This is a genomic window from Streptomyces sp. NPDC055400 (assembly GCF_053644375.1).
This window is the reverse complement of the sequence record NZ_JBSHLM010000006.1, coordinates 445,340-459,783: the sequence shown is the minus strand read 5'-3', so window position 1 is coordinate 459,783 and position 14,444 is coordinate 445,340. Positions and strand designations below refer to the sequence as shown.

13 protein-coding genes and 1 riboswitch are annotated in these 14,444 nt (G+C 71.7%); of the genes, 2 read left to right on the top strand and 11 right to left on the bottom strand.

The window, feature by feature from the left end; translation table 11 throughout:
* Window positions 1–61: 61 nt before the first annotated feature.
* The 10 genes from ACWIGU_RS19060 to ACWIGU_RS19015 all read right to left on the bottom strand — a co-directional run bounded on the left by ACWIGU_RS19060 (window position 62) and on the right by ACWIGU_RS19015 (window position 12,191).
* Complete coding sequence (locus tag ACWIGU_RS19060; protein ID WP_454402270.1) at window positions 62–550, bottom strand: FtsB family cell division protein; 489 nt, start codon at window positions 548–550, stop codon at window positions 62–64.
* 170 nt (window positions 551–720) lie between these two features.
* Window positions 721–2,007 carry a phosphopyruvate hydratase gene (eno, locus tag ACWIGU_RS19055; protein ID WP_454402268.1) on the bottom strand — a complete coding sequence of 429 codons (1,287 nt, stop codon included), beginning with the start codon at window positions 2,005–2,007 and terminating at the stop codon, window positions 721–723.
* A gap of 316 nt (window positions 2,008–2,323) precedes the next feature.
* Window positions 2,324–3,010, bottom strand: coding sequence for a transglycosylase family protein (locus ACWIGU_RS19050; protein WP_356275858.1), 687 nt, complete (start codon window positions 3,008–3,010; stop codon window positions 2,324–2,326).
* Window positions 3,011–3,014: 4 nt separating this feature from the next.
* Window positions 3,015–3,186, bottom strand: a riboswitch (cyclic di-AMP (ydaO/yuaA leader).
* A gap of 169 nt (window positions 3,187–3,355) precedes the next feature.
* Window positions 3,356–4,342 carry a transglycosylase family protein gene (locus ACWIGU_RS19045; protein ID WP_454402265.1) on the bottom strand — a complete coding sequence of 329 codons (987 nt, stop codon included), beginning with the start codon at window positions 4,340–4,342 and terminating at the stop codon, window positions 3,356–3,358.
* 139 nt (window positions 4,343–4,481) lie between these two features.
* Entirely contained in the window at window positions 4,482–5,753 is a 1,272-nt protein-coding gene (locus ACWIGU_RS19040) for a cytochrome P450 family protein (protein ID WP_454402263.1), read from the bottom strand.
* A gap of 232 nt (window positions 5,754–5,985) precedes the next feature.
* Window positions 5,986–6,978, bottom strand: a complete 993-nt coding sequence (locus ACWIGU_RS19035; RefSeq protein ID WP_454402261.1) for a nucleoside triphosphate pyrophosphohydrolase — start codon at window positions 6,976–6,978, stop codon at window positions 5,986–5,988.
* A 47-nt stretch (window positions 6,979–7,025) separates the two neighbouring features.
* On the bottom strand, window positions 7,026–7,712 hold the full coding sequence (locus ACWIGU_RS19030) for a SurA N-terminal domain-containing protein (protein ID WP_454402259.1): 687 nt from the start codon (window positions 7,710–7,712) through the stop codon (window positions 7,026–7,028).
* 147 nt (window positions 7,713–7,859) lie between these two features.
* Entirely contained in the window at window positions 7,860–9,344 is a 1,485-nt protein-coding gene (locus ACWIGU_RS19025; RefSeq protein WP_329581888.1) for a serine/threonine-protein kinase, read from the bottom strand.
* Window positions 9,345–9,394: 50 nt separating this feature from the next.
* The gene (locus ACWIGU_RS19020; protein WP_454402258.1) at window positions 9,395–9,985 is read right to left on the bottom strand and encodes a hypothetical protein; all 591 of its coding nucleotides are present in this window, start codon (window positions 9,983–9,985) and stop codon (window positions 9,395–9,397) included.
* A gap of 112 nt (window positions 9,986–10,097) precedes the next feature.
* The gene (locus ACWIGU_RS19015) at window positions 10,098–12,191 is read right to left on the bottom strand and encodes an N-6 DNA methylase (protein ID WP_454402256.1); all 2,094 of its coding nucleotides are present in this window, start codon (window positions 12,189–12,191) and stop codon (window positions 10,098–10,100) included.
* A 197-nt stretch (window positions 12,192–12,388) separates the two neighbouring features.
* On the opposite strand from ACWIGU_RS19015, the gene ACWIGU_RS19010 reads away from it, so the two are divergent.
* Both ACWIGU_RS19010 and ACWIGU_RS19005 read left to right on the top strand, forming a co-directional pair.
* On the top strand, window positions 12,389–12,877 hold the full coding sequence (locus tag ACWIGU_RS19010; RefSeq protein WP_454402254.1) for a hypothetical protein: 489 nt from the start codon (window positions 12,389–12,391) through the stop codon (window positions 12,875–12,877).
* A 57-nt stretch (window positions 12,878–12,934) separates the two neighbouring features.
* Window positions 12,935–13,699 carry a hypothetical protein gene (locus tag ACWIGU_RS19005; protein ID WP_454402252.1) on the top strand — a complete coding sequence of 255 codons (765 nt, stop codon included), beginning with the start codon at window positions 12,935–12,937 and terminating at the stop codon, window positions 13,697–13,699.
* A 14-nt stretch (window positions 13,700–13,713) separates the two neighbouring features.
* Here the strand turns inward: ACWIGU_RS19005 and ACWIGU_RS19000 are convergent, their stop codons facing one another.
* On the bottom strand, window positions 13,714–14,427 hold the full coding sequence (locus ACWIGU_RS19000) for an HNH endonuclease family protein (RefSeq protein ID WP_454402250.1): 714 nt from the start codon (window positions 14,425–14,427) through the stop codon (window positions 13,714–13,716).
* Window positions 14,428–14,444: the final 17 nt, after the last annotated feature.

Below are 14,444 nucleotides of genomic sequence, written 5' to 3'. Positions count from 1 at the left end.
CTTGGGGTCGGAGCTTGGGGCTTCGGCTTCGGGCTTCGGCTTCGGGCATTGGTGAGGCGGGTCAGTTGTCGGGGCGGTCGGCCTTGTCGACGCCGTCCCAGACGTTCGAGTACCAGGGCCGGCCCGCCGCGCCCTGCTCGGGGCGGGTGCGCTTCGCCGCGTCGGGGTCGCGCGCGATGTAGCCGGTCTCGCCCGGCATCACCAGGTGGAGCCGTTCGCGGATCCGCTGCTCCGCGTACGAGTCGTCCTGCCAGCGTGCCTTCTCGTCGCGCAGCCTGTCGACCCTGCTCTGGGCCTCCTGCTGCTGGCGCCGGAGGTCGGCGATCTCCCCGCGCTGGGAGACGTACTGCCTTATGGGGTAGGCGAGCGCGACGACCAGCGTGCACAGGACGAGGGCCAGGAGTGCCGCGCGGCCGGTGAGGCGGGAGCGGCGGGCCTGGCGTCTGGTCTGGGAGCGGTAGACGCGCTCGGCGGTCTGCTCGCCGAGCAGACGCAGCCGGGTCGCGGTGGAGAACCGTTCACGGTCCCTGTCCCGGACTCTCCCGGCCATCTTCGCGCCTCCCCTTTACGTGCGTACGTCCCCGCACACGGTACGGGACCGGGTGCGGGGACGTACGTACGACGCTTCTACCGAAGCCTGTGTGGCTCAGCCCTTGAAACAAGGGACCGCCGAGCGCAGGGCGTCAGCCCTTGAAGCGGGGAAACGCAGAGCGCAGGGCGTCAGCCCTTGAAGCGGGGAAACGCGCTGCGGCCGGCGTAGACCGCGGCGTCGTCGAGGATCTCCTCGATGCGCAGGAGCTGGTTGTACTTGGCGACGCGGTCCGAGCGGGCCGGGGCGCCGGTCTTGATCTGGCCGCAGTTCACCGCGACGGCGAGGTCGGCGATGGTGACGTCCTCGGTCTCGCCGGAGCGGTGGGACATCATGCACTTGAAGCCGTTGCGCTGGGCCATCTCGACGGCGTCCAGGGTCTCGGTCAGCGAACCGATCTGGTTGACCTTGACGAGCAGGGCGTTGGCGGAGCCCTCCTCGATGCCGCGGGCGAGGCGCTCGGGGTTGGTGACGAAGAGGTCGTCGCCGACGATCTGGACCTTGTCGCCCAGCTTCTCGGTGATGACGTTCCAGCCGGCCCAGTCGTCCTCGTACAGCGGGTCCTCGATGGAGACCAGCGGGTACGCGGAGACGAGCTCCTCGTAGTACTCGGTCATCTCGGCGGCCGAGCGGGACTTGCCCTCGAACTCGTACTTGCCGTCCTTGTAGAACTCGGACGCGGCGACGTCGAGGGCGAGCGCGATCTGCTCGCCGGGGACGTAACCGGCCTGCTTGATGGCCTCGATGATGAGGTCGAGCGCGGCGCGGTTGGACTCCAGGTTCGGGGCGAAGCCGCCCTCGTCGCCGAGGCCGGTGGACAGGCCCTTGGTCTTCAGCACCTTCTTGAGGGTGTGGTAGACCTCGGCGCCCCAGCGAAGGGCCTCGGAGAAGGACTCCGCGCCGATCGGCGCGATCATGAACTCCTGGATGTCGACGTTGGAGTCGGCGTGCGACCCACCGTTGAGGATGTTCATCATCGGGACGGGCAGCAGGTGCGCGTTCGGGCCGCCGAGGTAGCGGAACAGCGGCAGGTCGCTGGCCTCGGAGGCGGCGTGCGCGACGGCGAGGGAGACGCCGAGAATGGCGTTGGCGCCGAGCGAGCCCTTGTTGTCGGTGGCGTCCAGGTCGAACATCGCCTGGTCGATCAGGCGCTGCTCGGTGGCGTCGTAGCCGACGAGCTCCGGGCCGATCTGCTCGATGACGGCGAGGACGGCCTTCTCGACACCCTTGCCCTGGTAGCGGTTCGGGTCACCGTCGCGGAGTTCGATGGCCTCGAACGCGCCGGTGGACGCACCGGACGGGACAGCGGCACGACCGGTGCTGCCGTCGTCGAGGCCGACCTCGACCTCGACCGTGGGGTTGCCTCGGGAGTCCAGGATTTCCCGGGCTACGACGACGTCGATGGACGGCACGAGCATCTCCTTCTGGGATGTGACGCAACTACGCCGGGCCGCATGGTCCGGCAACACGTGAGCCTATCCGGCTCCAGGCACCGGCCAGCCGACCGACCGGCCCGTGGACAAAACCGAGAGCGAATTGTTTCCGAACGGAACAAAGAATCCCGGCCGGCAACGGACGAAAGCCCAGGACCCCTCACGCGCCAGAGCCCCGCCCCGGGCGCGACGGGGGAATGCGCACCCGGGGCGGGGAGTCCTTGGGGAAACCTGGCGTGGTACCGGCCGTCCGCCGAAGGCCGGTACCCGAGCGGCCTGGGGGCTGCTGCTCCTCTGTTGCTTACTTGAGGTGGAGCTGCTGGCCCGGGTAGATCAGGTCGGCGTCCTCGACGATGTCCTTGTTCAGCTTGAAGAGCTTCGCCCAGCCGCCCTTGGTGTGGTGCGCCTCGGCGATGGTGCTGAGGGTGTCGCCGGCCTTCACCTTGTACTCGCCGTCACCCTTCTTGACCTTCTTGCCGGCCGGGGTCTCGACGGTCTTCTTCGACTCCTGCTTCGCGGCAGGCGTCGTGCGCTCCTGGCTGCGGGTGGTCGGCTGCTCGGCCTTGCGCTCCGGCTGCGGGGCGGCGGCCGGGGCGGAGCCGGTCGAGGCGGCGGACAGGCCCACGCCGCAGCTCGGCCAGGCACCCTTGCCCTGGCTGGCCAGGACCTTCTCGGCGACGGCTATCTGCTGCGCCTTGGAGGCCTTGTCGGCGGTGGAGGCGTACGCGGTGCCGCCGTACGCGGCCCACGTGGACGAGGAGAACTGGAGGCCGCCGTAGTAGCCGTTGCCCGTGTTGATCGACCAGTTGCCGCCGGCCTCGCACTGCGCGACCGCGTCCCACTCGGAGGCGGTGGCGGCGGAGGCGCCGGTGGCACCCATCAGCGGGACGGCGACAGCGGCACCGGCGACACCGGCGAGCGTGGCGACGCGGACAGACCGCTGAATGGCAGTCGGGCGGCGGTGCTTGCCCTTGCTGGAAAACAGCATCGAGAGATCCCCTCACCGACGCCTACGAGGTGAGCTGTCGGGTTCGGGCCGGATGAGTGCCCGGTCGCACGTCCTGCGTGCGACTTCACCCCAAGCCGGTCGTTCGGCCGTCTCTCAACGGCCGGGGCCGGCACTTACCTTGGGTCCCCCGCTCCTGCCTACGGCGCTTACGCGACGACTGTTCCCGTACGGACATTGGCAGGATTCGGCGTGACATCCGACGGGGCCCGCTGTGGCGAGCGGTGATGACCGTAAGCAGCGGATCGCCGGAATTTCAAAGACGATCAGGGCCTTTGAGACCCATCTCTCACTCTCGCCAAAGCAGACATTCAGCCCGAACTGCCGCTACTTTTCGCCCGATTCGAGCCCAAGATCCAGACTCTGACCAGGAAGGATGAGGTCCGGGTCGGCACCCACCGTCTTCTTGTTCTCGGCATACAGAGCGGCCCATCCGCCGTCCACGTCATGGGTGTCGGCGATGTCCCAGAGGTTGTCGCCGGCACGCACGGTATAGGAGCCTTCATCCGCATTAGCGCCCTTGCGCCCGTTTTCACCACCGCGCGAGGCGTGGCGGCCCGAGCTGTCGTCGGCGCGCGAGGAGCCCGTGGCATCGTCCTCGGCGGCGTCGCCGCGATGCCGGCCGGAGGCGGGCGCCGTGGTGGAGTCCGAGCTGCCGGAGGCCTCCGACGAGGGCGCGCCGGGGGTCGAAGTCGAGCCGTCCCGGCCGGACTTGTCGCCCTTGGAGTCATCCGCGGTGTTACCTGCGGTATCACCCGAGCCGTCGTGATTCATCTCTCGGGAGTCGTCCTTCGCGCCCGAGGACGCGGAGTCCGCCGGCTCGTCGCTCGCGTCGTCCTTCGCGGTGTCGCCGTTCGCCGCGTCGTCGCTGCCGGAGTCGCCGGCGGACGCGGACGGGGTCGGCAGGGCCGCCCCGGGATCGACCTTGGCCGCCGCGTCGTCCGCCGTGAGCCCCGAGGTGACCGAGCAGACCGGCCACGCCCTCGGGCCCTGGTCGGCGAGGACCTTCTCGGCGACGGCGATCTGCTGCGAGCGGCTGGCCTGGTCGGCGCGCGGCGCGAAGTCGAGGCCGCCGTAGTTCTCCCAGGTCTCCTGGGAGAACTGGAGCCCGCCGTAGTACCCGTTGCCCGGATCGGCGCTCCAGGAGCCGCCGCTCTCGCACTCGGCGAGCTTGTCCCACGTGGCCGTCGATGCGGCGCTCGCGCTGGTCGCGCCGAGCAGAGGGATCGCGATGGCGGAGCCGGCCACTCCCGCGGCGACGATGAGCGCGGGAGCCTGGCGGGGGCGACGGTGACGACCGTTCCCGGTGAGCATGGAGGCGCCTTTCGGTGGCTCGGGGAATGCTGCGGCGGGTGGTGCCGCGATGACTGGTGAACGTAGCGGGAGTCGAACGCTTGTCACAAGTCGATGCAGCAGAGATCACGTGAAAGTCACAGTCTTGACGATCCGTCAGTTACGGGGCTTTGTCCGGGCCCTCCTGATGCGGCGTGAACTCGACCGGAAGTGTGCGCAATCCCCGCATGATGAGCCCGCCGCGCCAGCGCAAATCGGTAGGTTCTCCCGCGAGTCGCAGGTCCGGAAGGCGCGTCAGAAGCGTCGCGAGAGCGGTCTGCCCCTCCAGGCGCGCGAGGGGCGCGCCGAGGCAGTAGTGGATGCCGTGCCCGTATCCGAGGTGCTGATTGTCACGCCGGGACAGGTCGAGGGTGTCCGGCTCCTCGAAGCGCGCCGGGTCGCGGTCTGCGGCGGCGAGCACGACGAGGACGGGGTCGCCGACGGAGATGTCCTGTCCGCCGACGGTCAGCGGCTCGGTCGCGAAGCGCCAGGTGGCGAGCTCCACCGGGCCGTCGTAACGCAGGAGTTCCTCGATGCCGGTCTCGAGGAGGCCCGATTCTCCCTTTCCCAGGGAGAGTTGCAGGCGCTCGCGCTGCTCGGGGTGGGTGAGCAGGGCGTATGTGCCGTTGCCGATGAGGTTGATGGTGGTTTCAAAACCGGCGAACAGGAGGATGAAGGCCATCGCGGCGGCCTCGTTCTCCGTCAGGTGCTCGCCGTGGTCGGAGGCGCGGATGAGGCCGGAGATCAGGTCGTCGCCGGGCTCGTCGCGCTTGCGGTGGATGAGCTCGACGAGATAGTTCCGGATCTTCTTCACGGAGCGGGCGACCCCGCCGCGCGGGCCGCCCCCGTGGCGGATCATCATGCCCGCCCAGTCCCGCAGGTCGTCCTGGTCCTCGCGCGGGACGCCGAGCAGGTCGCAGATCGCGTAGATGGGGAGCGGGAAGGCGAAGTCGTGGATGAGGTCCGCCTCGCCCTTGGCGGCGAACTCGTCGATGAGCCGGTCGGTCAACTCCTGTACCCGGGGCGCGAATTCGGCCACCCGGCGCGGGGTGAACGCCTTCGAGACGAGGCGGCGCAGCCGGGTGTGGTCCGGCGGGTCGATATTGAGCAGATGCGTCATCAGCTCGGCCTTGCGCTCGCCCGGAATCCCGGTCTTGCCCTTGGCGTGGGCGGGCTCGTCGTGGTGCGCCGGGTTCTTGGACAGGCGCTGGTCGGCCAGTGCCTGCTTCGCGTCCGCGTACCGCGTGACCAGCCAGGCCTCGACGCCACTGGGGAGCGTGGTGCGGTGAACGGGCGAGTGCTCGCGCAGCCAGGCGTAGGCCGGGTACGGATCGGTGGCGAACTCCCAGGTGAAGAGTTCGGGAGCGGTGCGCTGCGCGGGCTTTTCGGTCACGCGTCGACGGTATCCGGCGCGGGGCGGCCCTTTGGCCGGACCCCGCCGCCGACAGGCCCTAGGGCCTGTCTTCACATTCCCGTCGTCCGCCCGAAGGGCGGGCCCCGCGGCGTCTGGTGCGTGCAGTTGCAAGGCGGAGGAGGGCGTCGACGCGGAGCGTCGGCAACCGACGACAACGCCGCAGATGCGCGTGCCAGACGCCGCGGGGCAGGCGGGAATGTGAAGACAGGCCCTAGGCCAGCCCCTCCGCCGCGCGGATCGCGTCTCGGTACGCCCGGGCCGCCGCCCGCAGCGCTGCTTCCGGGTCGACTCCGTCGGACTCGGCTCGCAGGGCCAGGGCGAGCAGTTCGTAGCCGACGCCGTCGCCGCCCGGCGCCGGCACGTCGAGGCCGGCCGTGCGGACCCGGGACCCCAGCTTCGCCGCGAGTGCGAGGCCGGGCTGGCCGACCGGCACCCCGTCCGTGACGGACTCGCGCTGCTTCTCCACGGCCTTCGTGCGCAGCCAGTGCTCCTTCACGTCCTCGGGCGTGAGCGCCGTGTCGTCGCCGAAGACGTGCGGGTGGCGGTGGATGAGCTTCTCGACGATGCCGCCGGCGACGTCGTCCACGGAGAACGCCTCGTCCCCTTCCTCGCCGGAGGCCTCCTCGGCGATCCGGGCGTGGAAGACGACCTGGAGGAGCACGTCCCCGAGCTCCTCGCGCAGTTCGTCCCGGTCGCCGTCCTCGATCGCCTCGACGAGTTCGTACGCCTCCTCGATCGCGTACTTCGCGAGGCCCTTGTGGGTCTGCTGCGAGGACCACGGGCACTCGCGGCGGATGCGGTCCATGACCTGGACCAGGTCGAGGAGGCGGGCGCCCGGCAGGTCGTAGGAGGCCGGGAGCAGTTCCAGGTCGGGCATCGCGACGCGGCCCGACCCGGCGAGCGCGGCGAGGCCGTCGGTCAGGCGCCGGTCTCCCTCGGCGGTGGCGACGACCACGACGGTGCGGCCCCCGGCGCAGGCGTCGACGAGCTCACCGGCACTCGGCGCGGCCTCCCGCACCTCGATGCCTGCCTCCCGCAGATACGGCAGCTGCGGGTGCGCGGCGTCGGCGCACAGCACCTCGTCGGCGGCGTGCAGGAGCTGCCAGGCCGACCACGACAGCAGGCCGGGCGCGACACGGTGGCTGGTGGTGAGCAGGACGATGCGGCCGGTCGGGGCGGCGGCGGGTGCGTTCTCGGCGTTCACGCCTCGAACGTAACCCAGGCCGCCCGCCGCACGCCGGGCGAGAGTCCCTACGCCGTCTGCTGACCCGTCTTCGGGGACGTGACCTCGCGCACCCAGGGCGTCTTCGCGTCGGCGCGGCCATGGCTCTTGGCGATGTCCCAGGTGCCGTAGCGCGGGTTCAGGTCGACGTTCAGCTCCTTGGAGGCCTGGTCGAGCGCCTTCCAGAAGGGGGCCTGGTCGGTCTCGGACTGGGACTGCATGTTCGCGCCGACCTTCTGGGCAAGGCCCATCACCTCGAGGTCGGTGCGGGCGCTGTCCCTGATGCGCTCGGGCGCGATGCTGTACTGCTGGAGCAGGGCGAGCTCGAGCTGCCGGACGCCGCCGGCCTGCTGCGCCATCGCGGCTTCCCGTTCCTGGACCTGCCTGCGGGACACCGTGACGCCCGCGTCGGCGGCCGCGCGGTGCAGGACGCGGTCGAAGACCATGGAGTGCAGCGTGTTCCGGGTGAGGCTGCCGGACTTGGCGATGGCCTGCTCGTACTGCTGGTCGTCCTTGGTGGCGGCCTGCTGGGCGTCGCGCACCTCGTTCACCCGGTTCTGCAGCTGGGAGACGGTGATGCGGTCCCTCCCCACGACGGCCGCGGCGCCGGGATGCGCCTCGTTGCCGCAGGCGGTGAGGAGCGGGATCGCGGCTACGGCGGCGGTGGAGAGGACGAGCGCGGTGCGGCGGCTGTTGCTGCTCTTGCGGCGGTGCAAGGTGGGCCTCCCTGCGACGAGTTTGTGCGTCGGTGCACAAAGTCCGGCGGTGATCGATGTTAGGCAGTGGCCGTGCTCTCGGCCACCTATTCGACCCAACGATTCGCCAGGAGTTGAGGCACTCCCCCGCGCCCGGCCCGCCCCGGCTCAGCCCCGGACCTGCCCCAGCCACTGCAAGGTGCGGCGGATTTCGGCCGGGAACGGGTGGCCAGGGCCGTGCAGGCGCTCCGCGTCGTGCAGGAGGCGTACGAGGGTGTCGTGCGCGGCGGCCCGGTCGCCGAGGGCGAGGAGCAAGTGGCCGATGCGGCGCCTGACTTCGAGGGGCAGCGTGATGTCCGTCGTCGCGTACTGGTTCTCGTAGTACGGGAGCAGCGCCCGGTATTCGGCGAGTGCGGCGGCCGGTTCACCGAGCTGTTCCAGGCACTGCGCGGCCTCGTAGCGGAACTGGAGGGACTGCGGGTCGGCCTGGCCCGCCTCGGTGGCGCGCTCGTCGGCGAGGCGGCGCAGCTCGGGCAGGGCGCGGCGGTACTGGCCGTCGTCCATGAGCGTGGCGGCGTACTGCTTGCGCAGCGTGCGGACGACCGGTGAGTGCTCGCCGTGCTGGGCCGCGGCGGCGGGCAGGATCGCGCCGAGGATGTCGACGGCCTGGGTGATGCGGCCCTCGCCGAGGAGGCGCTTGACCTCGTCGACGGCGCCCGCGACGTCCGGCTTGTCGGTGTGGGGGGTGGGCGCGGCGGGCTGCGGGGCGGGGGTGCGGGCGCGGTCGGGCCAGGGGGCGTGCGGGCGCAGGAAGGGGCGGGTCGGGTCGAGGGGGCCACCGCTGGGCACGCCGCGCGCGGGCAGCAGTGGGAGCAGGGCCTCGTACGTCTCCTGGGCGGAGGCCGGCCGGTGCTGCGGGTCCTTGGCGAGCAGGCGCAGGACGAGGGCCTCCAGGGGTTCGGGGACCTCGGGGCGCAGCCGGCGGACGGGCAGGGGCGGCTCGTAGAGGTGGCGGTGCAGGACGCCGAGTGCGGTGGAGCCCGCGAACGGGACGTCTCCGCTGAGGAGTTCGTGCAGCAGCACCCCGAGCGCGTACAGGTCCGTGTAGGGGCCCACCGCGCCGCCCATGGCCTGTTCGGGCGCCATGTAGGCGGGGCTGCCGATGGGGGAGCCGGTGTGGGTGAGGCGGGTGGTGTCGGTGTCGAGCACGGAGGCGACGCCGAGGTCGAGGACGGTGACGGTGCCGTCCTGCTTGACCATCACGTTCCGCGGCTTGAGGTCGCGGTGCACGATCGGCACGGCGTGCACCGCGCACAGGACGGCGCACAGCTGGGCCGCGACGGAGACCGCCCACTGCCACGGGTAGGGGTCGTGCTCGGCGAGGTGGTCGGAGAGGTCGGCCCCGTCGACGTACTGCATGACGAGGTAGAGGTCCTCGCCCTGGGTGCCCGCGTCGTGGACGGTGACCAGGCCGGGGTGGTCGACCTGGGCCGTGACGCGGCACTCGCGCACGAAGCGGCGGCGCAGCTCGTCGGCCTCCTGGCCGGCGACGCGGTCGGGGCGCAGCAGCTTCACGGCGACGCGCCGGTCGAGCCGCTGGTCGTACGCCGTCCAGACCTGGCCCATGCCGCCCTGGCCGATGAGGGTGGACAGCTCGTAGCGCCCGGCGACGAGCTGTCCACCGGACGCGTTCAGGGGCTGGGTCACCGTCCGCCTTCCTGCTTTCGCAGGTAGTCGCTGAGTTCGTCGAGCTCCGCGCGGACCTGGTCGATGCGGTGGGGCGGCGGCGCCTGGGGCACGGGCGTCGGTGCGGGGCCCGCGGTCTGGGTGGGCTGGGCGTGCACGGATATCTCGTGCGGCGGCGCAGGCGTGTACTGCTGCGGGTAGCCGTAGGCGGGAGGCATGGTGCGGGGCGGCTGCTGGGGCACGTACGCGCTGAACGCGACACGCTGCTTGCGGTCGAAGCGGATGTCCGCGATCAGGTAGTAGATGACCACCCCCGCGAGCATCACCAGCTGGACGGACATGCCGGCGTTGCCCCGCCAGGTCGTGAACTCCTCCTTGCCGGGGTCGGTGGCGAGCACGGCGAAGATGGCGATCTGCAGCGCGACGCCCGAGCCGAACACGGTCCAGTCGGTCCTGCTGCGCGTCGTCAGGGCGAGCCTCAGCAGTGCGGTCCAGGCGAGGAAGCCGACGCTCAGCACGGTCAACGCCACGAAGAGCACGCGCAGGCCGATCTGCGCGGCCTGCGAGGGAAACTGAGGCGGTGGCGGCGCGTAGCCGTGGCCGTGCATGGCTGCTCCTGCTGCTCCTGCTGACGGGTCCTTGGTATGTCGAGCGTATAGGCCGACTCCGACAACCCGCGCCGGGTTGTACGGAACCGTTGTCGTACGGATGTCAAACGCGTCACTCGGGGCCGAGCGTGCCGTCCGTCAGTCCGTCGTGCAGCCCCCGCACGAGCTGTTCGCCGAGGCGCGCGGCCTGGCGCAGGGCGTCCTCGAACTCGGCGAGGGCGCGGAAGCGTTCGCCGTAGCGGTGCTGGTCGGCGAGCGGCAGGCGCGGCAGTTGGAGGCGGCGCACGTCCAGGCGCGTGGCGGTGGACGCGTAGCTGCTGGCCTGCCGGTTGTTGGCGGTGCCGCGCAGGAACCCGGCGAGGAACCAGGGGTCGAGGGCTGCCCGGTCGGGGCGCAGCAGGGTCAGGCCGCGGCCGAGTGCGGCGCCCGCGGTGGCCTCGTCGACGACGCGGACGACCGCGCCGCCGCCGGCCAGGGGCACGACGACGTCGCCCGCCTCGACGAGTACGGGCTCCTCGTCCCCGCCCTGGGGTGAGCCGGAGGGTTCGGTTCCGGCGAGGACGTCGTGGTCGGTGAGGACGGGCACGCGCGCGGCGCCGCCGGTGGCGGGACCCGATGCCGCCGCGGTCGCCGTGGTGGTCCGGAGCAACAGGGCGCCCGCGCGGGCGAGTTCACCGACCGTCGTCTGGGGCCATCGGGCCGGGGACTGCGCGGCGGGCGGGGTGTCGGGGGCGCGGTCGGCGGTGAGGCGCAGGGTGTCGCCGAGGCGGGTGCGGACCGCGGCGAGCTCCTCGGCGCCGCCGCCCGCGGCCGGGGGCGGCAGCCGCCGCGCGGGCGCGAGGTCGACCTCGTCGTCGAGCAGCTCGATCACCGGCACGGAGCGGGCGATGCCGGGCAGTTCCTCGAGGGTGCCCTCGCGGTCGAAGGGGCGCCAGGCGTCGAGCACGGCCTGCTGGACCTGCTCCCACGGCTGCTTGTCGCGTCCGTCGCCGGAGCCGGCCGGGCCGCCGCCGGTCGTCTCCACGAGGAGGAGTTCGGGCGCGGGCGGCGCGCCGGCGCCGGGCCGGCGCAGCACCCACAGGTGGAGCGGGATGTTGTTGGGCGGAACGGCGCCCGCGGGCAGGGCGATCACGGCGCGCAGGGCGCCGCGGCGCAGGAGGTCGGCGCGGATGCGGCGGCCCGAGCGGCGGGACGCGGCGGCGGGCGGCATGAGCAGGACGGCGGTGCCGCCGTCACGCAGGCGGGCGAGCGCGTGCTGGATCCAGGCGAGTTCGGACTCGGTGCGGGCCGGGAAGCCGTACTCCCAGCGGGCGTCGTAGGCGAGTTCGTCGTGGCCCCAGTTGCGTTCGTTGAACGGCGGGTGGGCGAGGACGGCGTCGGCGCGGACGTCGGGGAACGCGTCGGCGCGCAGGGTGTCGCCGGCGGCCGTGCGCACGGCGCCGTCGGCGGCGGCGGGGGTGCCCAGTGCGAGGCGCAGCGCGGTGAGGGCGGCGAGGTCGGGGGCGCTGTCCTGGCCGTAGAGGCGCTGGTCCGGCTCGGGCGCGAGGTCGCGTACGGCGTTCAGCAGGGCGCCGGTGCCGCAGGCCGGGTCGAGGACGGTGCGGGCGGAGCCGGCGAGGGCGGCCATGAGCCGGGCGGGACCCGCGGGCGTGAGCGTGTACTGGCGCGGGTTGGCGTCGAGATGACGGCCGAGCAGGAACTCGTACGTCTGACGGGCGCCCAGTTCCGCGGCGAGTTCGGCGGCGCCGCGCAGCAGCGGGACCGAGGGCAGGAGCCCCGTGTCGGGCAGGCGCACCGCGCGCTCGTCGCGGGGGCCGAAGCGCGGGGTCAGGACGTCGTCGAGGGCGGCCGGGAGGCGCTGGGCGAGGTGTTCGTCGGAGACCGCGGCGAGTTCGAGCCAGTCGGTGGGCCGGTCGTGCACGAGGAGCAGGGCGCAGCCGGTGTGCAGGAGCGCGACGCCGGGGCCCGCGGGGTGTCCGGCGAGCTGCTGCCAGACGCGTTCACGCAGCGGGACCTCGGCGAGCTTTCCTTGCTCGCGCAGCCAGTTCTCGACGTCGGTGAGGGCGAAGGAGGGGCTGGTCTCGGTGCCGCCGACGGGCTTGGGGAAGTCGGGGTGGCGGCGGCGCCAATTGCTGACGGCGGCGCGGCCGACCCCCGCGAGCCGGGCGATCCCGGCCGCGGTCACTTCAGTGGCGTTGTCCTGCACCCGGCGTGCTCCCCTCGGCTCCCCCACATGACTGTGGCGCCGAGCATACCCGCGAACGCGTAAGCACCCCATTCACGAGCGTGTACACACTCGACTTCGTGAATCGCGTTGACTCGGTTCACAAGCTCTGCTCTTATTGACCCATCGAAACGAGCGGTCGTCGCAATCGGGGGCCGCCTTCTGTGGGGGGATCAGCCATGGGCATGAAGACCAAGGTCGCGCTGGGTGCGGTCGTCGGAATCGTCGTCATCGGCGTCGTATCGGCGAACTCGGGTGACGGCGACAGCGGCAACGGGGGGAACGGCGGCGGTACCTCCGCCGCCGCCGACAAGAACGCGGGCGACAAGGCCGGCAAGGCCGATGACGCCGCCAAGTCCGACGCCGGCGACAAGGGCGCGTCGAAGGCCTCGCAGGCCGAGCAGTTCAAGGCCTTCGTGGCGAAGAACGGCACGCCCAAGGAGAAGGACGCCGTCGCCCACGTCCTCAAGGTCCAGGGCGCCGACCAGCAGAACGACATCCTCGACAGCGCCGACGTCTACACCGACTTCACCGGCGGCCTGGCGGGCGAGGGCTCCGGCCCCTCCAAGCTGATCGCCTCCGCGTTCGCGGACTGGAAAGACAGCAAGAACGGCCTGGTCACGGTCTACGACGCCGACGGCGAGATCATCACCAACGGCAACTTCTGACGGCCGTACACCACCGCTCCGCCTCCACCCTCTCAACCACTCCCCCGGGGAACTCCCATGCGCCGCAGCACACTTGCCGCCCTCTGCCTCACCGTCGTCACGGCCGCCGTCTCGCTCACCGCGTGCGGGCCCGGCGGCCCCGGTAACGCCGCGGGGCCGGGCGACAAGCCCAAGGCCCCCTTCGCCGACCTGTCAGGACCGCAGATCGCCAACAAGGCCATGAAGGCCACCCGCGGCGCCTCGTCCCTCACCATCAAGGGCAACGCGGCCGACGGGGACGGCGGGCAGATCACCCTCGACGTCGCCCTCGACAAGAGGGGCGAGTGCGCCGGCTCGATGGGCATGAACGGACAGGGCAAGGTCGACCTGATCAAGACGGGCCCGACCGTGTACCTCAAGTCCGACGAGGCGTTCCTGCGCGCCCAGAGCAAGGGCGAGTCCAAGGCGGACACCGACGCCGTCGTGAAGATGCTCGCGGGCCGCTGGATGAAGTCGAAGGCGGACAGCCCCGACGCCAAGGACATGGCGGACTTCTGCGACCTCGACTCGATGCTCGCCGAGTTCAGGAGCAATGACACCCTCGCCCGCAAGGGCAGGGCGACGACGGTCGACGGCACGCCCGCGTTCACGGTCACCGAGACCGACGGCAAGGACGACTACACGCTCTACGTCGCGACCGAGGGCAAGCCGTACGTGCTCAAGCTCGTCACCAAGTCCGCCAAGGAGCCGGCCTCGCTCACGTTCTCGGACTACGACAAGCCGGTCGAGGCCGCGCCGCCGGCCGACAAGGACGTCGTCGACCTGGACAAGATGGGCGGCTGACCGGGCCTGAAGGCTCAGCGCGCGTGGAAGCGCTCCGGCGCCGACGTCGGATTGCCGCCCGTGGGCAGAGCCTGGTCCGGGCAGCCGGACAGCACACGCTTCATGGCGTCCCGCTCACCGGCCGTCACCCACAGCCCGTACTTCTTCTTCACGGCGACCTGCCCGGCGACATACGTGCACCGGTACCCCTTGCGGGGCGGCAGCCAGGTCGCCGTGTCGCCCTCGCCCTTGCTGCGGTTGGGGCCCGCGTCGACCGCGAGGAGGTTGAGCGGGTCGTTGGCCAGGGCGATGCGCTTGCTCGGGTCCCACGTCTGGGCGCCCTTCTGCCAGGCGTCGGAGAGGGCCACCAGATGGTCGATGTCGACCTGGCTGCGGCCGCGCGCGAACGCGATCTCCTTGCCGGTGTACGGGTCGGAGGCGAGCGTCCCCGACACGACCGTGCAGCGCCCGTCGCGGAACCTCACCCCCGTCAGGTCCCGCTTGAGTATGTCGTCCCGGGTGTCGCAACCGTTCGAATCGGTGTCGGCCCAGGCGCTGCCGAAGCGGCCCCGGTCGTAACCGGTCTTGGGCGCCCGCCCCTTGACGGTCAGCGAGTTCACGGCGTCGAGCGCACCGCCCGCCTTGTACTCGGGCCCCGAACCCGACCCGCCCTGCTTCTCCACGGTGCAGCCGGTGGCGGCGGCCACGGTCACCAGTACGGCGGCGACGGCCCGCCCAGCGCCTCGCATCACGACGCTCCCCCCTG